The following is a 23,255-nucleotide window of genomic DNA, read 5'->3' on the forward strand; positions in this document are numbered from 1 at the left end:
CAGCGGCGGCATCGGTCCGGTCCCGAGCGTGCGGCCGATTTGACTTTTAGTCAATAGCGCCGCCGGACCGTCCCCAGCGTTCGCGCAGCACCTCCTCCGCCGGCTTCCCGTGCGGTGTGTACGCCAGCTTCGCCGGTGTCTCCCCGCTGTCCGGCCAGTCGTCCCACATCCACCAGCACACCCCGGCCCACCAGTCCCGGTCCGTGAAGGTGTCCAGCAACGCCCGGTATCCGGCGGCCTGTTCGTCGGTGTCCTGGCGCTTGCTGACCGTCCAGGAGTACGGCGCCGTCGTCGAGCCGTGCTGGCTCGTGTAGCCGGCCTCGGTGAACAGGATCTTGCGGTGCTGCCGTCCGGAGAAGGCCGCCAGCTCGTCCGCGACCGGCCGCCAGGCCCGGCCGAGCTTCGCCGCGTCCGCCGTGGGGGCCGACCCCAGCGGCCAGTACGCGTCGATCCCGATGACGTCGAGCTCCGGCCAGAAGGGCACCTTCGCGTACTCGTCGTAGTTGGCCGCGTACGTCAGCGGCTCCCGGTAGCGCGCCCGGACCGCCGCGATCACCTTGCGCCAGGCCGCCAAGTCCCCGGACACGCCCGCGAGTTCGGTTCCGACCACGAACCGCTCGGCGCCCGTGTCGTGCGCGAGCGCCGCGTAGTGCGTGATGAACTTCTCGTACGAGGCGAACCAGGCGGCCCGGTCGGCGGGGCGGATCTCCGCCCGGTCGGTGCCGTCCACCAGGTCCACGTGCGGCTTCAGCATGACCGCCAGCCCGGCCCGGTGCGCGAGGGCGGTGATCCGCCGCAGGCTCGCGTCGCTCGCGGTCTCCCCGGTGGGGCGCTGCTCCGTATCCCTGGTGCTCTTCTGGTACCAGGTGGGCGTGAAGACGACCCAGCGCGCCCCCGTGCGCGCGATGTCCCGCAGATACGCCTCGGCGCGCGGGCTGTCGTAGTCGTCCACCGACCAGGACGGCAGGGTCATCCCCCGCACCCGCCCGTCGCCCGCGGAACCGGACGGGCTCGGCGCGGGCGCCGAGTCGTCGCCCGGCTCCCCCGAGCAGCCCCCGAGCACGAGCGCGGCGGCCGCGGCGAGAGCCGCGACCGCCTTCTTTCGAGTGGTTCTCACAGCGCCGCGGGGCTGACGAAGGTGTAGCCGAGGGCCTTGATGCCGTCGATCGTGTCCTTCAGCGGCTGGACCGGATAGTAGGGGTGGTAGAAGAAGCTCGCGAAGCCGTCCCGGACCGCCAGGTTCGCCTTGGCCGACGCGATCAGGTCCGCGGGCAGCCGCGGTGGATGGTTGTTGTACGCCACGGGCTCATAGTTCCCGATGTTCTCGGGCAGCACCTTCGTCCCGTACACATCGTTGACGACGTACGGGAAGAACTGGCCGACGAACCGGTTCGGGTCCGCCGTACCACCGCCCAGCATCCCCGCGAAGTACAGCGAACGCTCCAGCCGGGACGGGAAGTTCTGCGCGAACACGCGGTAGTCCGTGGCGGAGGCCGCGTAGTGCGGAGTCGTCCACAGCTGCGGGCGCGGCAGCCCGGCCGCGGCGAACGCCGCGAGGCCCGCGGTGACCCGGGACTGCGCCCAGGCCGTGGAGTCCTCGGCCACCGGCCCGTCGTAGACGACGTTGTCCGCCGCGTCCACGTGCGCCCGGTAGAACTCGAAGTCGTCGCCGGTCACGCCGTTGTAGGGGTTGTCGACGCCGTCGTACTGGTGCGTGTAGCCGTGCTCCATCAGCACGGCGCCGCGCGCCAGCATGTACTTCAGCGCCGAGACGACCTGCGGCCGCTGCGCGAGCGTCACGGTCTGCGGGGTCCCGCCGTTGTAGACGCCCTTGGGGTCCTTGTAGACCGGGATGACGTTGATGCCGTACGGAATCCGCTGGGAGTACAGGTAGTCCGCCATCGCCCGCAGCTGCGCCGGGTCGGCGTCGGGGCTGATGTCCTCCAGGCGGACCATCGCCCGGTGGCGGGCGGCGGTGCCGGGGGCGAGCGAGTCGTACAGCATGTCCTCGAAGGCGATCACGCGGTCGCTCTCGGAGACGTAGACGAAGGGGAGCTCCCCGACATAGGTGAGGTTCGCGGACCGCACCGCCCACGGGAAGGTCTTCCCGCTCGCGGAGTCCAGCGCCTCGGCCACCTTGGTGACCGCGGGATAGCCCGCCCCGGTCAGGATGTTGGGGCGCAGCACACCGCCGTCCTGCCCGGCCGGGACCTTCCGGGTGAGGGTCTGGCCGCGGTAGCCGACCTGGGTGACGTTGCCGACGGAGCCGCCGTCCTCGAAGTACGAGGTGGTCGGGTCCCAGCCGTACTTCTGGGTGAACTGGGCGACCCCCACCGCGCTGCCCATGTTCCAGATGTTGTCGCCGACCCAGGTCACCGGGGTCGTGGCGGCCTGGACGTCCTGGTAGAACGCGGCCGGCACGGCGTCCGGGATGCCACCGCCGTAGTAGGTGGAGCCGAGGTAGACGGTCGCCGTGTACTGGCCGAGCATCCCGGCGGTGTACTGGGAGACCGGCTTGGCGGTCACGGTGCCGAAGTGGCCGCCGAGGTTCGCCGCGGCCATGGCGTACAGCTCGCCGAGGTACCCGTAGGGGCCCGCGGTGTCGTACAGGACCAGGGTCGAGGTCGTGGCGGGCGCCGCGGCTTCCAGGAGCCGGCTCACGGTGTCCGTCACCGTCGGCACGAGCGCCTTGACGGGCGGCGGCGGTGTCGCCCGGCGCCGGATGTCCGCCGCGAGGTGCGCCTTCGCCCAGTCGGCCAGGCTCACCCGGCTGACGTTCGCCGCCGGGGCGAGCGATTCCGGCGGTGGCCGGCGGCCGTCCGGCGCGGCGGCCGAGGCCGCGAACGCGGTGCCCACCAGCACCGCCAGCACCAGGAACAGTACGGAGACGCGGCGCCGCCCCCGCCGCCCGCGTACAGCCGCTCTTTTCAGGGATTTCATGAGTGATTGCCCCCCTCTTTGCCATGGAATGGCAAACCAGGGACCCTTGCTGGTTTTTCCGGCCGGGTCCCTGGTCGAATGAGGGCCACGATTCTTCTGGCCGACGGCAAAGCGTGTCAATGGCGCACGGCGCTCCATTGCGAATGCGCCCCGCGCCCCCTGATGCGATCCATGAACTTTTAACTTCGCACTCGCGGCCCCGTCCGAACCTGCTACGTTCGCCATCTCACACGGAGACGTGTGGGTAAAAATGGGGGGGAACCCATGTACGGAAAACCTGCCTTGGGCACCATGCTGCCGCTGGCGGGGATGGCGGCGGCACCCGAGGCCGTGCCGGGCCTACCTTTGGCCAAGGCTCTGCAGGCCACAGCGGGTGCGGGCTTCGTTCTCTACTGCCTCGTCGCCTGCGTCCTCATATCGATCAGAATCCGGCTCCGCTGGCGCATCGGTTCGAATGTTCAGCCCGACGGGGCACGCCCCGACGACCTGGGGCGGAAATGATCGAAGAGCTGTTGCTGTGGTCGAGCATTTCCATCATCCTCATGGCGGGCTGCTACAACACCGGCCTCTTTATGCTCTCCAGGCGCCGGGCACCCCGCAGAAAAGGAGCACGCAAAGAAAGGCTCTATATATTCCTCCTCGCCTGCCTCAATGAAGAACAGGTACTGGCCGAGAGCCTGGCGCGGATCACCGCACTGCCCGCCGGGAATTTCCTGGCCCTGGTCATCGACGACGCCTCGGACGACCGGACGTCCGAGATAGCCCGGGCGGCGGGCCCCGAGCGGGTCCTGCTGCACCGGCGCGAACTGCCCGACGCCCGGCGCGGCAAGGGCGCCGCGCTCAACGACGGCGTACGGTTCCTCACCGAATCCGGGGTGCTCGACGGGCACGATCCGGACGACGTCATCGTCTGCGTGGTCGACGCGGACGGGCGCCTCGACGGCCATGTGGTCCAGTCCGTCGACCCGTTCTTCGACGACCCCCGCACCGGAGCCACCCAGATCTGCGTGCGGATGTACAACCGGGGCACCGGACTGCTCGCCCGCCTCCAGGACATGGAGTTCGTGGTCTACGGCGATGTCTTCCAGAGCGCGCGCCGGTTCATCGGAAGCGTCGGCATGGGCGGCAACGGCCAGTTCATGCGGCTGTCGGCGCTGCACACCCTGGGGCCCGGCGGCCCCTGGAGCGACAGCCTCACCGAGGACCTGGACCTCGGCGTACGGCTGATCGCGAAGGGCTGGACCACCCAGCACTGCACCACGGCCTCGGTCTCCCAGCAGGCCGTCCTCACCCTGCGGCGCCTGGTACGGCAGCGATCCCGCTGGTTCCAGGGCCACCTCCAGTCGGCCGGACTCGTCCCGCTCATCCTGCGGGAGGTCCCGACCCGGCCCGCGCTCGACCTGCTCTACCACCTCTCCAGCCCGGTGCTGATCCTGCTCACCTCGCTGCTGCCGCTGTCCTTCCTGGTGGCACTGGGCGGCACCGCCCTCGCCTCCGTCGAGGCGGGGCAGGCGCTGGTGTCACCGATGTGGCTGCTCGGCCCGTACGTCCTCTCCTTCACCGCGGCGTACGCGTACGGCTTCGTGTACGCCAAGCGCGAGCGGGACCTCGGGTTGGTGCGGTCGGTGCTGGTCGCCCACGTCTTCGTGTTCTACGGCTATATCTGGTTCGCCGCCGGCTGGTGGGGGCTGTGGCGGATGGCGACCGGCAAGACCACCTGGCTCAAGACCGCCCGCACCTGAGCGGCGACCCGGCGCCGGGGCTCCTGGGCGCATCTCTCGCTTCTCTGCAGTTCTCTTCGCTTCTCTCATCGTGCTCGTCCTTGTCATAGGGGGGACCTATGTCTGCCATGCCTTCGTTTCCTTCCGGTGCGCCCGTGCGCGCCATGCTGGTGCTCGGCACCCGGCCCGAGGCGATCAAACTCGCGCCGCTCGCCCGGGCGCTGGCCCGCGGTACGGAGTTCGAGCCGGTCGTCGTGACCACCGGCCAGCACCGCGAGATGCTCCACCAGATGCTGGGGCTGCTGGGGGTCGACGTCCGCCACGCCCTCGACGTGATGCGCAACCGCCAGCAGCTCTCCGATCTGACGTCCCGTCTGGTGGAGGGGCTCGGCCAGCTGCTGCGCAGGGAGCGGCCCGACCTGGTCGTGGTCCAGGGCGACACGACGACCGCGCTGGCCGGGGCGCTCGCCGCGTTCTACGAACACATCCCCGTCGCGCACGTCGAGGCGGGGCTGCGCACCGGGGTCCTGGACAACCCGTTCCCCGAGGAGCTCAACCGCTGCCTCATCGGGCGGATCGCGCGCTGGCACTTCGCTCCCACCGAGCGCGCCGCCCGGCATCTGCGGGCCGAGGGCGTCCCCGAGGGCCAGATCTTCACCACCGGCAACACCGTCATCGACAACCTCCACTGGGCGCTCGCCGAGGGGCTCGGGAGCTGCGCGTTCCGCACCGCGCGGCGCCGGATCCTGGTGACCCTGCACCGGCGGGAGAACCAGGGCGCCCGGATGCACGCGATGGCCAGGGCGCTGAACCGGCTCGCCGAGCGGGGCGACGTGGAGATCGTGATCCCGCTGCACAAGAGCCCGGCGGTGCGCGAGGCGCTGCTGCCGCTGACGGGCCGGCCCGGCATCACCCTGGTCGAGCCGCTGGACTACCCGGACTTCACGGCCACGCTCGCGGGCTGCGACCTGGTCCTGACCGACTCCGGCGGCATCCAGGAGGAGGCCCCCAGCCTCGGCAAGCCCGCCCTGGTGCTGCGGACCACCACCGAGCGGCCGGAGGCGGTGGAGGCCGGGGCGGCCCGGCTCATCGGCACCGATCCGGAGGTCATCGTGGCCGCGGCGGCGGCGCTCCTGGACGACCCCGGCGCGTATCAACGGATGGCTACGGCGGGCAATCCGTACGGGGACGGCGGTGCGACCGCGCGGATCGTCACCCAGCTCGGTGAGGACTTCGCGGCGGAAGTCCCGTCCGCCCCCGTGCCGTTGCTCCCCGCGCCCCCCGTAGTCGGCGGACCGGGTCCATACTCGACGGCATGACGACAGCCCCGCGTCTGCGGCGCCCGGTCCCGCCGACCGGGCCCGGTGGCCGCAGACGCAGAGCCACCGCGCTGGTCCTGGCCGCCGCCCTGCTGGCGGCCGGGGCCTTCGGGCTGAGCAGGTGCGCGGGCGACGGGAGCCCGGCGCCGCGCGAACCGTGGGCCGACGGCACCGCGCACGGCCGCTGGCAGTCGGTGTTCAACGGCCACGGCGTCAACACGGGCGACGACGACGCCCTGGAGCTGGCGCCCCGGCGGGCCACCGACCCCGGCACCACCCACGCGGGCCTCGTGGTGAGCCGGGCCGTGTACGGCGACGTCCGGTACGAGGCCGGGATGCGCACGGTCGAGCAGCTGCGCACCCCCGCGCCGAACACCTGGGAGGTGGCCTGGCTGGTGTGGGCGTACACCGACCCGGAGCACTTCTACTACATCACCCTCAAACCCAACGGCTGGGAGCTGGGCAAGCGCGATCCCGCTTATCCGGGCGGCCAGCGCTTCCTGGCGACGGGCGAGCGGGGCTTCCCGGTCGGCACCTGGTACACGGTCCGGGTCCAGCAGCGGGGCGCCCACCTTCAGGTGGCCGTCGACACGGCGGGCCTCGCCGACTTCACCGACACCGAACGCCCTTATCTCCAGGGCGCGTTGGGGGCGTACACGGAGGACGCCCGGGTGGAGTTCCGCCAGCTGCGGGCCGAGGGCCGCAAGGGCTGACGCGCCGCGGCGCCCACCCGGTCGTCCGGTCGGGGACAGTGGGGCAGGCGCCGCGCTGCGGGGGCCCGGGGGTGTCCCCCGATCCTGCGCAGCCCGTACACCGTTGTACGGAACGATTTGGGTGGAGCGGACTAGACCGTCAGCGCCCGGTCCGTCGGACGGATCGGGGCGGGCAGTGCGCTCCTCCCCGTAAGGTACCGGTCCACACCCCGTGCTGCCGAACGGCCCTCCGCGATCGCCCAGACGATCAAGGACTGGCCGCGCCCGGCGTCACCGGCCACGTACACTCCGTCGACGTTCGTCGCGTAGTCGGCGTCGCGGGCGATGTTGCCGCGCTCGTCGAGCTCCAGGCCGAACTGCGCCACCAGGCCGTTGGACTGGTCGGTGCCGGTGAAGCCCATGGCGAGGGTGACCAGCTGGGCGGGGATCTTCCGCTCGGTGCCCGGCTTCTGGGTCAGCTTGCCGTCGACGAACTCGACCTCGACCAGGTGCAGGAACTGGACGTTGCCGTCCTCGTCGCCCTCGAAGTGGGTGGTGGAGACGGAGTAGACCCGCTCGCCGCCCTCCTCGTGGGCCGAGGTGACCTTGTAGAGCATGGGGAAGGTCGGCCAGGGCTGGTTGGCGTTCCGCTCCTCGCCGGGCCGCGGCATGATCTCCAGCTGGGTGACCGAGGCCGCGCCCTGGCGGTGGGCGGTGCCCACGCAGTCCGCGCCCGTGTCGCCGCCGCCGATCACGACGACGTGCTTGCCCTCGGCGGTGAGCGGGGGCGCCACGAAGTCGCCCTCCTGCACCTTGTTCGCCAGCGGCAGGTACTCCATCGCGAAGTGGATGCCGTTCAGCTCGCGGCCGGGGACCGGCAGGTCGCGGGAGACCGTGGCGCCGGCCGCGATGACCACCGCGTCGTAGCGCTTGCGCAGCTTCGCCGCGTCGATGTCGCGGCCGATCTCGACCTCGGTGCGGAACTTGGTGCCCTCCGCGCGCATCTGCTCGATGCGGCGGTTGATGTGCACCTTCTCCATCTTGAACTCGGGGATGCCGTAGCGCAGCAGCCCGCCGATGCGGTCGGCGCGCTCGTACACCGCGACCGTGTGGCCGGCCCGGGTCAGCTGCTGGGCGGCGGCCAGACCCGCCGGGCCCGAGCCGATGACCGCGACGGTCTTGCCGGACAGCCGCTCCGGCGGCTGCGGGGTGACGTCACCGCTGTCCCACGCCTTGTCGATGATCGAGACTTCGACGTTCTTGATGGTGACGGCGGGCTGGTTGATGCCGAGGACGCACGCCGACTCGCAGGGCGCCGGGCACAGCCGCCCGGTGAACTCCGGGAAGTTGTTGGTGGCGTGCAGCCGCTCGGACGCCGCCGACCAGTCCTCGCGGTAGGCGTAGTCGTTCCACTCGGGGATCAGGTTCCCCAGCGGACAGCCGTTGTGGCAGAACGGGATGCCGCAGTCCATGCAGCGCCCGGCCTGCTTGCTGATGATCGGCAGCAGCGAGCCGGGAACGTAGACCTCGTTCCAGTCCTTGACGCGCTCGGCCACGGGGCGGGTCTTCGCGACCTCGCGACCGGTGGTGAGAAAGCCCTTGGGGTCAGCCATTGGTCGCCGCCTCCATCATCTTCTCGGTGGTCTCCTGCTCGGAGAGACCGGCGAGCTCAGCGGCTTCCTTGGCGGCGAGCACTGCCTTGTACGTGGACGGGATGATCTTGCTGAAGCGCCGGGCCGCGGCGGGCCAGTCGGCGAGCAGCTTCTCGGCGACCGTGGAGCCGGTCTCCTCCTGGTGGCGGCGCACGACGTCGTGCAGCCACTGCTCGTCGGCCTCGGTGAGGGCCTCGACCGCCGCCAGGTTGCCGGCGTTGACGTGGTTCGGGTCGAGGTCGATCACGTACGCGATGCCGCCGGACATACCGGCCGCGAAGTTGCGTCCGGTCTCGCCCAGGACCACCGCGTGGCCGCCGGTCATGTACTCGCAGCCGTGGTCGCCCACGCCCTCCGAGACCACCAGGGCGCCGGAGTTGCGGACGCAGAACCGCTCGCCGGTGCGGCCGCGCAGGAACAGCTCGCCGCCGGTCGCGCCGTACGCGATGGTGTTGCCCGCGATGGTCGAGTACTCGGCGAGGTGGTCGGCGCCCCGGTCCGGGCGGACGATCACACGGCCGCCGGAGAGGCCCTTGCCGACGTAGTCGTTGGCGTCGCCCTCCAGGCGCAGCGTCACACCGCGCGGCAGGAAGGCGCCGAAGGACTGGCCGGCCGAGCCGGTGAAGGTGACGTCGATGGTGTCGTCGGGCAGGCCCGCACCGCCGAACTTCTTGGTCACCTGGTGGCCGAGCATGGTGCCGACGGTCCGGTTGATGTTGCGGATCGGGACCTGCGCGCGGACCGGCCGGGCGTCCTCGGCGGTGGCGGCGCCCAGCGCGTCGGCGGCGAGCTCGATGAGCTCGTTGTCGAGCGCCTTCTCCAGGCCGTGGTCCTGCTCGACGACGGCGTGGCGCACCGCGCCCTCGGGCAGCTCGGGCACGTGGAAGAGGGCGTCCAGGTCGAGGCCCTGCGTCTTCCAGTGGCGCACCGCGCGGCTGGTGTCCAGGAGCTCGGCGTGGCCGACGGCCTCCTCGATCGACCGGAAGCCCAGCTCGGCGAGGAGCTCGCGGACCTCCTCGGCGATGAACTGGAAGAAGTTGACGACGTACTCGGCCTTGCCGGAGAACCGGTCGCGCAGCACCGGGTTCTGGGTGGCGATGCCGACCGGGCAGGTGTCCAGGTGGCAGACGCGCATCATGACGCAGCCGGAGACGACGAGCGGCGCGGTCGCGAAACCGAACTCCTCGGCGCCGAGCAGCGCGGCGATGACCACGTCGCGGCCGGTCTTGAGCTGGCCGTCGGTCTGCACGACGATCCGGTCGCGCAGGCCGTTGAGCAGCAGGGTCTGCTGGGTCTCGGCGAGGCCGAGCTCCCAGGGGCCGCCCGCGTGCTTGAGCGAGGTGAGCGGGGAGGCGCCCGTACCGCCGTCGTGGCCGGAGATCAGGACCACGTCCGCGTGCGCCTTGGAGACACCCGCGGCGACCGTGCCGACACCGACCTCGGAGACCAGCTTCACGTGGATGCGGGCCGCCGGGTTGGCGTTCTTGAGGTCGTGGATCAGCTGGGCCAGGTCCTCGATGGAGTAGATGTCGTGGTGCGGCGGCGGCGAGATGAGGCCGACGCCCGGCGTCGAGTGACGCGTCTTGGCGACCCACGGGTAGACCTTGTGGCCGGGCAGCTGGCCGCCCTCGCCGGGCTTGGCGCCCTGCGCCATCTTGATCTGGATGTCGTCCGCGTTGACGAGGTACTCGCTCGTCACACCGAAGCGGCCGGAGGCGACCTGCTTGATGGAGGAGCGGCGCGCCGGGTCGTACAGGCGGTCCGGGTCCTCGCCTCCCTCGCCGGTGTTGGACTTGCCGCCCAGCTGGTTCATGGCGATGGCGAGCGTCTCGTGCGCCTCGCGCGAGATCGAGCCGTACGACATGGCGCCGGTGGAGAAGCGCTTGACGATCTCGGAGACCGGCTCGACCTCGTCGATGGGGATCGAGGGGCGGTCGGAGGAGAAGCCGAAGAGCCCGCGGAGCGTCATCAGGCGCTCGGACTGCTCGTTCACGCGCTGGGTGTACTGCTTGAAGATGTCGTACCGGCGGCCGCGGGTGGCGTGCTGGAGGCGGAAGACCGTCTCCGGGTCGAACAGGTGCGGCTCGCCCTCGCGGCGCCACTGGTACTCGCCGCCGATCTCCAGCGCGCGGTGGGTGGCCGCGATGCCGGAGGCGGGGTACGCCTTGGCGTGCCGGGCGGCGACCTCCTTGGCGATGACGTCGATGTCCGCGCCGCCGATCTTGCTGGCGGTACCGCTGAAGTACGTGCCGACGAACTGCTCGTCCAGGCCGACGGCCTCGAAGACCTGGGCGCCCCGGTAGGAGGCGACGGTCGAGATGCCCATCTTGGACATCACCTTGAGGACGCCCTTGCCGAGCGCGTAGATCAGGTTGCGGATGGCCTGCTCGGGCTCCAGGCCCTCGATGAAGGTGCCCGCGCGGACCAGGTCCTCGACGGACTCCATCGCCAGGTACGGGTTGACGGCCGCGGCGCCGTAGCCGATCAGCAGCGCCACGTGGTGCACCTCGCGCACGTCACCGGCCTCGACGAGCAGCCCCACCTGGGTGCGCTGCTTCGTACGGATGAGGTGGTGGTGGACGGCGGCGGTGAGCAGCAGCGACGGGATCGGCGCGTGCTCGGCGTCGGAGTGCCGGTCGGACAGGACGATCAGCCGGGCGCCGTTCTCGATGGCGGCGTCGACCTCGGTGCGGATGGCCTCGATGCGCTCGGCGAGCGCGGCGCCGCCGCCGGAGACCCGGTAGAGGCCGGAGAGCGTCGCGGCCTTGAAGCCCGGCATGTCGCCGTCGGCGTTGACGTGTATCAGCTTGGCCAGCTCGTCGTTGTCGATCACCGGGAACGGCAGCGTGACGCTGCGGCAGGACGCGGCGGTCGGGTCGAGCAGATTGCCCTGCGGGCCCAGCGAGGAGCGCAGCGAGGTGACGAGCTCCTCGCGGATGGCGTCCAGCGGCGGGTTGGTGACCTGCGCGAACAGCTGGGTGAAGTAGTCGAAGAGCAGCCGGGGGCGCTCGGAGAGGGCCGCGATCGGCGAGTCCGTGCCCATCGAGCCGAGCGGCTCGCCGCCGGTGCGGGCCATCGGCGCGAGGATGACGCGCAGCTCTTCCTCGGTGTAGCCGAAGGTCTGCTGGCGGCGGGTGACGGAGGCGTGCGTGTGCACGATGTGCTCGCGCTCGGGCAGGTCCTCCAGCTCGATCTCGCCGGCTTCCAGCCACTCCTTGTACGGCTTCTCGGCGGCCAGCGCCGCCTTGATCTCGTCGTCCTCGATGATGCGGTGCTCGGCGGTGTCGACGAGGAACATCTTGCCGGGCTGGAGGCGGCCCTTGCGGACGACCTTGGCGGGGTCGATGTCGAGCACGCCGACCTCGGAGGAGAGCACGACCAGGCCGTCATCGGTGACCCAGTAACGGCCGGGGCGCAGGCCGTTGCGGTCGAGGACCGCGCCGACCTGGACGCCGTCGGTGAAGGTGACACAGGCCGGGCCGTCCCAGGGCTCCATCATCGTGGAGTGGTACTGGTAGAAGGCGCGCCGGTCCGGGTCCATCGAGTCGTGGTTCTCCCACGCCTCGGGAACCATCATCAGGACGGAGTGCGGCAGCGAGCGGCCGCCGAGGTGGAGGAGTTCCAGCACCTCGTCGAAGGAGGCGGAGTCGGAGGCGTCCGGCGTGCAGACCGGGAAGATCCGGTCCAGCGTCTCGCCCTTGAACAGGTCGCTGACGAGCTGCGACTCGCGGGCCACCATCCAGTTGCGGTTGCCCTTGACCGTGTTGATCTCGCCGTTGTGCGCGACGAAGCGGTACGGGTGGGCGAGCGGCCAGGACGGGAAGGTGTTCGTCGAGAAGCGCGAGTGGACCAGCGCGACGGCGGTGGCGAACCGGCGGTCGGAGAGGTCCGGGAAGAACGGCTCCAGCTGCCCGGTGGTGAGCATGCCCTTGTAGACGATCGTGCGGGCGGAGAGCGAGGGGAAGTACACCCCGGCCTCGCGCTCGGCGCGCTTGCGCAGGACGAAGGCCTTGCGGTCGAGCGCGATGCCGGTGCTGGTCCCGTCGCCGACGAAGAGCTGCCGGAAGGCGGGCATGGTGGCGCGGGCGCCGTTGCCGAGCAGCTCGGGCGTGACGGGCACCTCGCGCCAGCCGAGGACGTCCAGGCCCTCCTCGGCGGCGATGGCCTCGATCCGCGCCACGGCCGAGGCGCTGTCCTCGACAGGCAGGAAGGCGATGCCGACGGCGTACGCACCGGCCTCGGGCAGCTCGAAGGAGGTGACCTCGCGCAGGAACGCGTCCGGCACCTGGAGCAGGATGCCGGCGCCGTCACCGGAGTCCGGCTCGGAGCCGGTGGCACCCCGGTGTTCGAGATTGCGCAGTACGGTCAGCGCCTGCTCGACCAGCTCATGGCTGGCCTCACCGGTCAGGGTGGCCACGAACCCGACACCGCAGGCGTCGTGTTCGTTACGGGGGTCGTACATCCCCTGCGGGGCAGGTCGACCGTCCATGGGCGACCAGGCGTCGGAACGCATCGGCTCTCCCGTCGTCGTCGTGGCATTGGGGCATCCCCTGTTCGAGCGAAGTCGAGGACTTGGGGACGCATAGCCGAGGGACGACGTTGGCCCTCTGCGAAATTTCGTGCAGGTTACATGATGGGACGGATCTCGGGAACCGGATAGTCCGTTCCAGCATGCGGACACTCGGGCGCTGATCGCCGTGCTTTCCGGGGCAGGCTTCATTGCCTGCGGCAGCGGAGTGTGTACGGCCTATGCCCGGTGGTCGAAGAGGCGAAACCGCCCAGTAACGATTAGTTATGTGGGGTCCTGCATACTCCCGCATCTTACGGGTGGCGGGGCGGTCCCGCGCAGGACGTAGGTCACATGGTGACCCCGGACTCGTCCGGGCGCACGGCGAAGGCCCGCCCGGACGGGTGGACGTCGGGGCGGGCCTTTCGGGGCGAGAGGGGTCGGCGGGGCCGGGGCCGCGGTCAGCCCACCGCCGTACCGAAGAGCGAGCCGAGGCCGAAGGTGAGGGCCGCGGCGGCGCCGCCGAGGGCCAGCTGGCGCACTCCGCTGAACCACCACGAGCGCGCGGTGACCTTGGCGACCACGGCGCCGCAGGCGAAGAGACCGATCAGCGCCAGCAGCACGGCGGGCCACAGGGCACTCGCGCCGAGCAGATACGGCAGTACGGGCAGGATCGCCCCCAGGGCGAACGAGCCGAACGACGAGACGGCGGCGACGGCGGGCGACGGCAGGTCGTCCGGGTCTATGCCGAGCTCCTCGCGGGCGTGGATCTCCAGCGCCTGCTCGGGGTCGCGGGAGAGCTGCATGGCGACCTCGCGGGCGAGCGCGGGCTCGACGCCGCGCGACACGTACAGCTCGGCCAGCTCCTCCATCTCGTCCACCGGGTGCTTGCGCAACTGCTGGCGCTCGACGTCGAGTTCGGCCTCGACGAGCTCGCGCTGCGAGGCGACGGAGGTGTACTCACCGGCGGCCATCGAGAAGGCCCCGGCGGCGAGCCCGGCGAGCCCGGTGACGACGATGGTCTGCTGCGTCACGGAACCACCCGCGACGCCGGTCATCAGGGCCAGGTTGGAGACCAGCCCGTCCATCGCGCCGAAGACGGCGGGGCGCAGCCAGCCGCCGTTGACGTCCCGGTGCGTGTGATTGTCCCGGTGCGCCTCGTGCAGCGCGGCTTCGGTGTTGATGACGGACACAGCTCTCCCCTTGCGTTCAGCAGCGGGCGCTCGCGTCCCGCCCCCCTCTTCTCCGTCGAAATTACGCTCGATGTAAGCCCCGCGCTAGCAAGGCAGGCCGTACTTACCCAGGTCAGAGGGCTGTTGTGCTCATTCGTGGCCGCTCTTGCACACATGTGGCGGGAGGGTGACAGATGGACTCCTGGCTCGTTCGGCGTGGCAGAGATCAAGCGAAGGATCCGGCGACGTCGAAAGGCCTCCCATGGAGTTGATCGCCAGCGGCCCCGGTACGGCCGAGGCCATCCGCGAGCGAGCCAGGGGCGCGCTGCTCGGCCTCGCCGTGGGGGACGCGCTCGGCGCCCCCGCCGAGAACATGAAACCGTCGGAGATCCGGCGCCGCTGGGGCCGTATCGAGGGCTTCGTCTCGGACGACCCGGCGGGCACGGACGACACGGAGTACGCCATCTTCTCCGGTCTGCTGCTCGCCCGGCACGGCTCGGCGCTCACGGTCACCCACGTCGAACACGCCTGGCACCACTGGATCGCGGACCGCGACGAGGGCCCGTTCCGGGGCGCGGGCTTCAGCGAGCGGGGCACCCTGGAGAACCTCCGCCGGGGCCTGGCGGCGCCGATCTCGGCCCAGCACCGCCACGCCTGGAGCGACGGGCTCGCCATGAGGGCGGCGCCGTTCGGGGTGTTCGCGGCGGGCGCGCCGAAGGAGGCGGCGCGGCTGGTGGCGATCGACGGCTGCGTCAGCCACGAGGGCGAGGGCATCTACGGCGGCCAGGCCGTCGCGGCGGGCGTGGCGGCGGCGATGACGGGCGCGGGCCTCACCTCCGTGATCGCGGCGGCCCTGTCGGTGATCCCGATGGACTCCTGGACGGCGCGCTCGCTGCGCCGCGCGGTGGCGGTGGCCGACCAGGGCGAACGGGCGGTCCGCTCGGCGGTGGTGATCGGCGGCTACCCCTGGACGGACCTGGCCCCCGAAGCGGTCGCCCTGGCCTTCGGCGCCTTCGCCACGGCCCGGGGCGACTTCACGGCGTCGGTCCTGACGGCCGTGAACATGGGCCGCGACGCGGACACTACGGCGGCGGTGGCGGGCGCCCTGGCAGGCGCGTACGGCGGCGCCGCGTCGATCCCTCCCGCCTGGTCCTCCGCGATCGGCCCGGTCCGTGGCAGCTGCCTCCCCGAGATGCGCGGCTACCACGTCCTGGACATCGCGGACTTGCTGACGCCGGATCCCGAGGAAGGGGAGAGCGCGTGATGGGCGACGAGGTTTCAGCGGGGCGTACGGAGCTCCGAAGCGGGGTGCCGGGGCTGTCCCAGGCCGACCGGATCCAGGGCCTCCTGCCGACCCGGGCCGACCGCATCCAGGGCCTCCTGCTGGGTCTGGCCGCAGGGGACGCCGCCGGGTGGCCCGCCGCCCGGCACCGCGCCGCCCGGATGCCCGAGTGGACCCGGCGGCTCACCCGCGAGCTCGACACCTTCGCCGAGCAGAACGCCACCACCACCCTGCCGGTCCCCATCGCCCTCAACCAGCCCCCGAACCGCTGCGCCTGGGCCCGTCGGACGACGCCGAGTGGGCCGCGTTCGCCGCCGAGAGCGTGCTCACCGCCGCCGAGCCCCTGCTCGCCCACCTCACCCCGGCCCGACGCGTCCGCGCCGCCGTCGACCGCGCCTGGAACCTCCTCGCCGCCGAGGTGGCCGCGGCGGCCGAGCGCGCCCCCGAGGTCGAGTCCGCCGTGCTCCCGCTGCGCGCCCGCATCTCCGTACGCGCGGGCCTGGGCAACCTCGCCACCGGCCTGCGCCCGCCCGCCACCGGCCACGACAACCCGCACTACTTCGACGACGCCGCCTGCGTACGCGCCGCCGTCCTCGCCGTGGTGCACCCCGGCGCGCCCCGGGAAGCCGCCGAACTGGCCGAGTTCGACGCCCGTTACACCCAGGACGGCGACGGTGTGCACGGCGCCCGCGCCGTCGCCGCGGCGGTCGCGGCCGCGCTCGGCGGGGCCGGAGTCGAGGACACCGTGGCGGCCGCCCTCGACGAACTCCCGCCCGACACCGAGATCGGCCGCAACGCCCAGCACGCCGTCAAGCTCGCGCACGACTTCGCCGGCGACACGGCGGGCGCGTTCGCCCTGGTCCCGCTCCTGGAGCACCAGATCGTGGACCACGTCTACAGCTACGGGATCGCCGCCGCCGAGACCGTCCCCGTCGCCCTCGCCCTGGCCACCGCCTCGCGCGGCACGGTCGCCGAGGCGGTCCCGGCCGCGGCCTGTCTGTCCCGGGTCGCGGACTCGGCGCCCGCCCTCGCCGGGGCGCTCACCGGCGCGCTCGGCGGCGGCGCGGCCATCCCTGCCCCCTGGCTGGACGCCTGCCGCACCCTGTCCGGCTGCGCCCTGCCACGCCTGGCCGGCACCGACCTCGTGGAGCTCGCCGGGCTCCTCGCCGACACGCTGCGCCACCCGCCGGGCGGCTGAGCTTTTCACCGCTTTTCGCGAAAGTGCCGCGAACCCCCGCGAACTGACCGCCCAGGGTGGACAATTCCGGCATGACGCTCACGACGTCGTACACGACGCTCACTCTTGAGGACCGCATCACCGGCGCCCTGGTCGGCGCGGCCGTCGGGGACGCCCTCGGCGGCCCGGTCGAGGGCTACACCCCGGAGCAGATCGTGGAGCGGCACGGCGGCCGCGTCCACGGCATCGTCGGCCCCTGGCACGGCGACGACTGGCGTACGGCCCGGCCGATCGCCCCGTACCACAAGGGCGACGGCCACGTCACCGACGACACCTTGATGACGCACGCGCTGATCCGGGTGTACGAGAAGGTCCGCGACCACCTGGACGCGTACGCGATCGCCGACCACCTGGTCCCCGACCTGATCGCGCACCCGCGCTGGATCCCGGAGCTCGAAGCCGAGGCGATCCCCCTCCAGCGGATCTTCCTCGCCGAGAAGTGGATCGTGGCCCGGCTGCACTACGGCCACGTCGACCCCCGCGAGGCGGGTAGCGGCAACATCGTCAACTGCGGCGCGGCGATGTACATGGCCCCGGTCGGCCTGGTCAACGCGGCCAATCCGGCGGCGGCGTACGCGGAGGCCCTGGAGGTGGCGGCCCCGCACCAGTCCTCGTACGGCCGGGAGGCGGCGGGCGTGTTCGCGGCGGCGGTGGCGGCGGCGTGCGCGCCGAACGCGACGGCGGCGAGTGTCGTGGAAACGTGCCTGTCCCTGGCGAAGGACGGCACCCGTACGGCCATCGGGGCAGTGGCGGAAACGGCCTCCGCCCACACGGACTTCGAGTCGGCCCTGGCCCCACTCCGGGCGGCGATCGCCCCCTTCGACACGGTCGGCCCGGACTACCGCGCCCCGTCCCTGGGCGCCCGCCGCCCCTCCCGCCTGCACGCCATCGAGGAGCTCCCGATCGCCCTGGGCATGCTGTTGGTGGCCGACGGCGACTACCGCACGGCGGTGCTCGGCGCGGTGAACTACGGCCGGGACTGCGACTCCATCGCCACCATGGCGGGCGCCCTCGCGGGCGCGCTCCGGGGCGAGGCCCCGATCCCCGCCACCTGGCCCAAACAGATCGCCGAGGCCAGCCGCCTGGACCTGCACGCCCCGGCGCGGGCCCTGACGGAGGTGACCCGCGAGGTGTACGAGAAGGACCGCGCCCGCCGGGCCGCCCACCACACGGCCTTCGAGGCGCTGACCCGGTGACCCCGCTGCGCGTGACCTGGGTCCAGCCGGAGGACCTGCTCACCCACGAACTCCGCCAGGCGGCGGAGGACGGCCGCGAGGCGGGCCGGATCGCGAGCCGCTGGAAGGCGGCGGGCGGCACCACGACCCCCGTCCCCGGGGGCGCGTCGATGCCCCCGGCACCCCCGGCCCTGCGTGCCCTGGCGATCCGCCTCCTGGACGAACTGGCGGAGCAGCCAAGCCGGTTGGCGCCCGGGGAACCCACAGACCTGGCGGCGATCAAAGCCGCCACACCGAGCTGGCCTGGCACAGAGTCTGAAGCCCCCCACCAGGGAAGGGGCGGGGCGGGGGACATCCCCCGCCTCCACGCCGCCTGGCTCGGCCGGGCCGCCGGCTGCCTGCTCGGCAAACCCGTCGAGAAGCTGCCCCTCCACGGCATCCGCGAAATCGCCCGCGCCACCGGCAACTGGCCGCTGCACACCTGGTTCACCGCCACCGGCCTCCCCGCCGACCTGGTCACCAGGTACCCCTGGAACCGCCGCTCCGCCCCCACCTCGCTGGCCGAGAACATCGACGGCATGCCCGAGGACGACGACCTCAACTACCCCCTCCTCGGCCTGCTCCTCCTCCAGCGCCACGGCCGCCACTTCACCACCACGCAGGTCGCTCAGCTGTGGCTGGACGAGCTCCCGGCGGGCCGGACGTTCACCGCCGAGCGCGTCGCGTACCGCAACCTCCTCGACGGGATCGAGCCGCCGCACACCGCCACCCACCGCAACCCGTTCCGCGAGTGGATCGGCGCCGCCATCCGCGCCGACGTCCACGGCTGGACCAACCCGGGCGACCCCGCGGCCGCCGCCGAGCAGGCGCACCGCGACGCCGTCCTCACCCATACCGCCAACGGCGTGTACGGCGCGATGTTCACGGCCGCGGCGATCTCCCTGGCCGCCACCGGCGCGTACGACGTACACGGCTGCCTGGCCGGCGGCCTCGCCGTGATCCCCCCGCGCTCCCGCCTCGCCGAGGCCGTACGCCTCGGCATCCGGCTCGCCCACGAAGAAAGCGACTTCGACACCGTCGTCGACCACCTCCACACCGCCCTCGGCGGCTACCACTGGGTGCACTCCGTCCCCAACGCCGCCCTGCTCGCCGCCGCCCTCACCCACGCCGACGGCGACTTCTCCGGCTCCATCTGCCGCGCGGTGTCCGGCGGCTGGGACACCGACTCCAACGGGGCCACCGCCGGTTCGCTCGCGGGACTCCTCGCCGGGCACCCGGAGGCGCTGCCCGCCCGCTGGACCGCACCGCTCAAGAACCGCCTCGCCAGCACCGTCGCCGACTTCGACGGCACCGGTTTCGACACCCTCGCGCAACTGACCGCACGACTCACCCCACCCTTGATCCCCCAGGAGGTACGGAGCGCATGACGCGCATCGCGGTGCTCGGCAGCACCAACATGGACCTGGTCGCCTACGTGAAGACCGCCCCGCGCCGCGGCGAGACCGTCACCGGCCACGACTTCCGTACGATCCCGGGCGGCAAGGGCGCCAACCAGGCCGTCGCCGCGGCCCGCGCGGGCGCCGACGTCGCCCTCATCGGGGCCGTCGGCACGGACGAGTTCGGCGTACGGCTGCGGGCCGCGCTCGACGGTTCCGGCGTCGACACCGACCTCGTGCGCACCACCGAGGGACCGTCCGGCACGGCCCACATCGTGGTCGACGCGGACGGCGGCAACGCGATCGTCGTCATCCCCGGCGCCAACGCCTCCGTCACCCATCTCGGCCCCGGCGACGAGGCGCTGATCGCGGGCGCCGAGTCGCTGCTGCTCCAGCTGGAGCTGCCGATGGACACGGTCGTCGAGGGCGCCGCGGCGGCCCGGCGCCACGGGGTGCGCACGGTCCTCACCCCCTCCCCCGTCCAGCCGCTGCCGCCCGAACTCCTCGCCGCCACCGACCTGTTGGTGGCCAACGAGCACGAGGCCGCCGCGCTCACCGGCATCGACGACCCCAAGGCGGCCGCCCGCGCCCTGCTCGAACTCGTCCCCGAGGTGGTGGTCACGCTCGGCGCCCGGGGCAGTCTGTACGCGGCACGCGGCCAGGACCCGGTCGCGGTCCCGGCCCCGGAGGTGACCGCGGTCGACACGACGGGCGCGGGCGACACGTTCGTCGGCGCGCTCGCCGTCGCCCTGGGCGAGGGCCGGGCGATGCCCGAGGCGCTCGCCTGGGCGTCGGACGCCGCCGCGCTCTCGGTGCGGCGGCCCGGCGCGGTGGCCGCCATGCCGTACCGCAAGGAGATCGACGCGGCGGCCGCCGAGGGAACCGCCCGGTGACGACTCCGCTGCGGCACCTGCGGGTTCTGGACCTCGCCACCCTCTTCGCCGGGCCGCTCGCGGCGACGATGCTCGGCGACTTCGGCGCCGAGGTCATCAAGGTCGAGCACCCCCGCCGCCCCGACCCCTCGCGCGGCCACGGCCCCGCCAAGGACGGCGTCGGGCTCTGGTGGAAGCTGCTCGGCCGCAACAAACGGACGATCACCCTCGATCTGTCCACGCCGGGCGGCCGCGAGACCCTGCTCCGGCTCGCCGCCTCCACCGATGTGATCATCGAGAACTTCCGTCCGGGCACCCTGGAGCGCTGGGGCCTGGGCTGGCCCGAACTGGCCGCCGCCAACGACCAGTTGGTACTGGCCCGGGTCACCGGGTTCGGCCAGTGCGGCCCGTACGCCCACCGCCCCGGCTTCGGCACGCTGGCCGAGGCGATGAGCGGCTTCGCGGCCGTCACCGGCGAGCCGGACGGCCCGCCGACGCTGCCGCCGTTCGGCCTCGCGGACTCGATCGCCGCGCTGGCCACCGCGTACGCCGTACTGACCGCTCTCACCGCGCGCGCCGCCACCGGGCGCGGGCAGGTGATCGACATGGCGATCATCGAGCCGATCCTGACGGTCCTCGGCCCCCAGCCCATCTGGTACGACCAGCTCGGTTACGTCCAGCCGCGCACCGGCAACCGCTCCCGCAACAACGCCCCGCGCAACACCTACCGTACGGCGGACGGCAGTTGGCTCGCCGTGTCCACCTCGGCCCAGTCGGTGGCCGAGCGGGTGATGCGGCTGGTGGGACGCCCGGACCTGATCGGCGAGCCCTGGTTCGCGACCGGCTCGGGGCGGGCCGACCACGCGGACGAGCTGGACGAGGCGGTGGGCGGCTGGATCGCCCGGCGCACCCGCGAGGAGGCGATGACGGCGTTCGAGAAGGCGGAGGCGGCGATCGCGCCGATCTACGACATCCGCGAGGTGATGACGGATCCCCAGTACCGCGCGCTGGACACGCTCACCACGGTCGACGACCCGGAGCTGGGCCCGGTCAAGATGCAGAACGTCCTCTTCCGGCTCTCCGAGACCCCGGGCGCGATCCGCTGGGCGGGCCGCCCGCACGGCGCGGACACGGACGCGGTCCTGACCGAACTGGGCCTGTCCGCCCAGGAGATCACCACGCTGCGCGGGGCGGGCGCCCTGTGACCACCACGATCCCGCTGACCTGGCTGTACGCCCCCGGCGACCGGCCGCAGGTGGTCGAGAAGGCGCTGTCGGCGGGCGCGGACGTGGTGATCGTGGACCTGGAGGACGCGGTGGCGCCGGACCGCAAGGAGTACGCCCGGGCGGCGACGGCGGAGCTGCTCGCGGAGCCGCTGTCCACGGCGGTGCACGTCAGGGTGGCCACGGAGGACGATGTACGAGCTCTGGCCGGGCTCCCTGGCCTGGCGGGCCTGCGGCTGCCGAAGGTCACCCATGCCCACCAGGTCCAGCACATCGCGGCCCTGGCGCCCGGCGTCCCGCTGTATCCGCTCCTGGAGAGCGCGCTGGGAATCGAGCACGCCTACGCGATCGCCGCCGCGCACCCTTCGGTGCGGGGGATCGCCCTCGGCGAGGCGGACCTCTGCGCGGATCTGGGCGTACGCGACGAGGTGGGCCTGGACTGGTCGCGGAGCCGGGTGGTGGTGGCGGCGCGGGCGGCGGGGCTGGCCCCGCCCGCGCAGTCGGTGTACCGGCACATCACCGATCTCGCGGGCCTGGCCGCGTCCTGCGCGCACGGGCGCGCGCTCGGCTTCCTGGGGCGGGCGGCGATCCATCCGGCGCAGCTGCCGGTGATCGAGCGCGCCTATCTGCCGCCGCCGTCGGAGGTGGCCGCGGCGGAGGAGATCCTCACGGCGTCACCGACCGACACGGGCGCGCTGGCGCTGCCGGACGGGCGTTTCGTGGACGCGGCGGTGCTGGATGCCGCGCGACGCACGGTGGCGCTGTCCCACCGGCGGTGACGGTGAGCGGAGCCCGGTGTTCGTCTGCGGGTGGTGGGTGGCTGGTCGCGCAGTTCCCCGCGCCCCTTAGGTGCCGCTGCGCGGCAATCCCCTGGGCGGCCCGAAGGGACGCTTCCAGGGGCGCGGGGAACTGCGCGAGCAACCCACCACCGGCCCGCAGACAAACACCGGGCCGAAAAGGGGCGCGGGGAACTGCGCGAGCAACCCACCACACACCCGCAGACGAACCCCGGGCCAGGGCTCAGCCCTTGCTGCTCGTCCCGTTCTCGGACGGCACCGACTTCTCCGCCTCGTCCGCGGGCGCGTCCTCGGAGGGGGCGTCCTCGGACGGCGCATCCGGCTCCGACTGCGGCTCCGCGCCGGCCACCGGCTCCACAACCGCCTCCCGCCCCGGCCGCACCCGCGAAGAAATCACGATGTACGTCACGGCGAGCACGAACACCGTGATCGCGGTCCAGTCGTTGAGGCGCAGCCCCAGCACGTGGTGGGCCTCGTCGACCCGCATGTACTCGATCCAGCCGCGCCCCACGCAGTACGCCGCGACGTACAGCGCGAACGCCCGGCCGTGGCCCAGCTTGAAGCGGCGGTCGGCCCAGATGACCAGGAAGCCGACGCCGAGGCACCACAGCGACTCGTACAGGAAGGTCGGGTGGTAGGTGCCCGCGACCCGGTTCGTGCCCTCGCTGATCTTCAGCGCCCACGGCACATCGGTCGGCTTGCCGTACAGCTCCTGGTTGAACCAGTTGCCCCAGCGGCCCACCGCCTGGGCGAAGGCGATACCAGGGGCCAGCGCGTCGGCCCACGCCGGCAGCGGGATGCCCCGGCGGCGGCAGCCGATCCACGCGCCCACCGCGCCGAACGCGATCGCGCCCCAGATGCCGAGCCCGCCCTGCCAGATCTTGAAGGCGTCGACCCAGTCCTCACCGTCGCTGAAGTACAGCTGGTAGTCGGTGATGACGTGGTAGAGCCGACCGCCGACGAGACCGAAGGGCACCGCCCAGACGGCGATGTCGGCCACGGTGCCGGCTTGGCCGCCCCGGGCGATCCAGCGCTTGTTGCCGTACCAGACGGCGACGAAGACACCGATGATGATGCAGAAGGCGTAGCCGCGCAGCGGGATCGGTCCGAGATGGATCACGCCGGTGGACGGGCTGGGAATGAAGGCGAGGTTCATGGCAGGGTCGACGCTACCTTGCCGGGCGGGCGGTCGGACCACCCACCCGGCAACTTCTGAGTAACGAGCGGGAC

16 protein-coding genes and 1 pseudogene are annotated in these 23,255 nt (G+C 72.4%); 11 read left to right on the forward strand and 6 right to left on the reverse strand.

What is annotated here, in order from left to right:
- Nucleotides 1-46: 46 nt before the first annotated feature.
- Both BX283_RS13530 and BX283_RS13535 read right to left on the reverse strand, forming a co-directional pair.
- Entirely contained in the window at nt 47-1,117 is a 1,071-nt protein-coding gene (locus tag BX283_RS13530; RefSeq protein ID WP_101387870.1) for a hypothetical protein, read from the reverse strand.
- Complete coding sequence (locus BX283_RS13535; protein ID WP_101387871.1) at nt 1,114-2,940, reverse strand: DUF2334 domain-containing protein; 1,827 nt, start codon at nt 2,938-2,940, stop codon at nt 1,114-1,116. Before BX283_RS13535 ends, BX283_RS13530 begins: the two co-directional genes overlap by 4 nt.
- A gap of 282 nt (nt 2,941-3,222) precedes the next feature.
- Between BX283_RS13535 and BX283_RS13540 the strand changes: the two genes are divergently transcribed.
- The 4 genes from BX283_RS13540 (at nt 3,223) to BX283_RS13555 (ending at nt 6,693) form a co-directional block, all read left to right on the forward strand.
- Nucleotides 3,223-3,441, forward strand: coding sequence for a hypothetical protein (locus BX283_RS13540; protein ID WP_101387872.1), 219 nt, complete (start codon nt 3,223-3,225; stop codon nt 3,439-3,441).
- Nucleotides 3,438-4,682: a glycosyltransferase family 2 protein gene (locus BX283_RS13545; RefSeq protein ID WP_101387873.1), complete on the forward strand. Its 1,245-nt coding sequence runs from the start codon at nt 3,438-3,440 to the stop codon at nt 4,680-4,682. The genes BX283_RS13540 and BX283_RS13545 overlap by 4 nt, the downstream gene beginning before the upstream one ends.
- A 143-nt stretch (nt 4,683-4,825) precedes the next feature.
- Nucleotides 4,826-5,980 carry a non-hydrolyzing UDP-N-acetylglucosamine 2-epimerase gene (gene wecB / locus BX283_RS13550; protein ID WP_101392321.1) on the forward strand — a complete coding sequence of 385 codons (1,155 nt, stop codon included), beginning with the start codon at nt 4,826-4,828 and terminating at the stop codon, nt 5,978-5,980.
- Nucleotides 5,977-6,693: a family 16 glycoside hydrolase gene (locus BX283_RS13555; protein ID WP_257582737.1), complete on the forward strand. Its 717-nt coding sequence runs from the start codon at nt 5,977-5,979 to the stop codon at nt 6,691-6,693. Before wecB ends, BX283_RS13555 begins: the two co-directional genes overlap by 4 nt.
- A gap of 131 nt (nt 6,694-6,824) precedes the next feature.
- On the opposite strand, the gene BX283_RS13560 is transcribed toward BX283_RS13555, so the two are convergent.
- The 3 genes from BX283_RS13560 to BX283_RS13570 all read right to left on the reverse strand — a co-directional run bounded on the left by BX283_RS13560 (nt 6,825) and on the right by BX283_RS13570 (nt 14,024).
- On the reverse strand, nt 6,825-8,285 hold the full coding sequence (locus BX283_RS13560; protein WP_101387874.1) for a glutamate synthase subunit beta: 1,461 nt from the start codon (nt 8,283-8,285) through the stop codon (nt 6,825-6,827).
- Nucleotides 8,278-12,837, reverse strand: a complete 4,560-nt coding sequence (gene gltB, locus BX283_RS13565) for a glutamate synthase large subunit (protein ID WP_101387875.1) — start codon at nt 12,835-12,837, stop codon at nt 8,278-8,280. The genes BX283_RS13560 and gltB overlap by 8 nt, the downstream gene beginning before the upstream one ends.
- A gap of 455 nt (nt 12,838-13,292) precedes the next feature.
- Nucleotides 13,293-14,024, reverse strand: a complete 732-nt coding sequence (locus BX283_RS13570) for a VIT1/CCC1 transporter family protein (protein WP_101387876.1) — start codon at nt 14,022-14,024, stop codon at nt 13,293-13,295.
- A 241-nt stretch (nt 14,025-14,265) separates the two neighbouring features.
- On the opposite strand from BX283_RS13570, the gene BX283_RS13575 reads away from it, so the two are divergent.
- From BX283_RS13575 to BX283_RS13605, 7 genes and pseudogenes are all read left to right on the forward strand, one after another.
- A complete protein-coding gene (locus tag BX283_RS13575; RefSeq protein ID WP_101387877.1) occupies nt 14,266-15,267 on the forward strand; it encodes an ADP-ribosylglycohydrolase family protein in 1,002 nt (333 codons plus the stop codon).
- Nucleotides 15,267-16,483 (forward strand): annotated as a pseudogene (locus BX283_RS13580) (ADP-ribosylglycohydrolase family protein). Before BX283_RS13575 ends, BX283_RS13580 begins: the two are co-directional and overlap by 1 nt.
- Nucleotides 16,484-16,554: 71 nt before the next feature.
- Complete coding sequence (locus BX283_RS13585) at nt 16,555-17,718, forward strand: ADP-ribosylglycohydrolase family protein (RefSeq protein ID WP_101387878.1); 1,164 nt, start codon at nt 16,555-16,557, stop codon at nt 17,716-17,718.
- Nucleotides 17,715-19,124: an ADP-ribosylglycohydrolase family protein gene (locus BX283_RS13590; RefSeq protein WP_101387879.1), complete on the forward strand. Its 1,410-nt coding sequence runs from the start codon at nt 17,715-17,717 to the stop codon at nt 19,122-19,124. The genes BX283_RS13585 and BX283_RS13590 overlap by 4 nt, the downstream gene beginning before the upstream one ends.
- Entirely contained in the window at nt 19,121-20,026 is a 906-nt protein-coding gene (gene rbsK / locus BX283_RS13595) for a ribokinase (RefSeq protein ID WP_101387880.1), read from the forward strand. Before BX283_RS13590 ends, rbsK begins: the two co-directional genes overlap by 4 nt.
- The gene (locus BX283_RS13600) at nt 20,023-21,210 is read left to right on the forward strand and encodes a CaiB/BaiF CoA-transferase family protein (RefSeq protein WP_101387881.1); all 1,188 of its coding nucleotides are present in this window, start codon (nt 20,023-20,025) and stop codon (nt 21,208-21,210) included. Before rbsK ends, BX283_RS13600 begins: the two co-directional genes overlap by 4 nt.
- Complete coding sequence (locus BX283_RS13605; protein ID WP_101387882.1) at nt 21,207-22,007, forward strand: CoA ester lyase; 801 nt, start codon at nt 21,207-21,209, stop codon at nt 22,005-22,007. The genes BX283_RS13600 and BX283_RS13605 overlap by 4 nt, the downstream gene beginning before the upstream one ends.
- A gap of 241 nt (nt 22,008-22,248) precedes the next feature.
- Here the strand turns inward: BX283_RS13605 and lgt are convergent, their stop codons facing one another.
- Nucleotides 22,249-23,181 carry a prolipoprotein diacylglyceryl transferase gene (lgt, locus tag BX283_RS13610; protein WP_257582742.1) on the reverse strand — a complete coding sequence of 311 codons (933 nt, stop codon included), beginning with the start codon at nt 23,179-23,181 and terminating at the stop codon, nt 22,249-22,251.
- Between the last annotated feature and the right edge of the window lie 74 nt (nt 23,182-23,255).

It is taken from the genome of Streptomyces sp. TLI_146, from assembly GCF_002846415.1.
GTDB lineage: Bacteria > Actinomycetota > Actinomycetes > Streptomycetales > Streptomycetaceae > Streptomyces.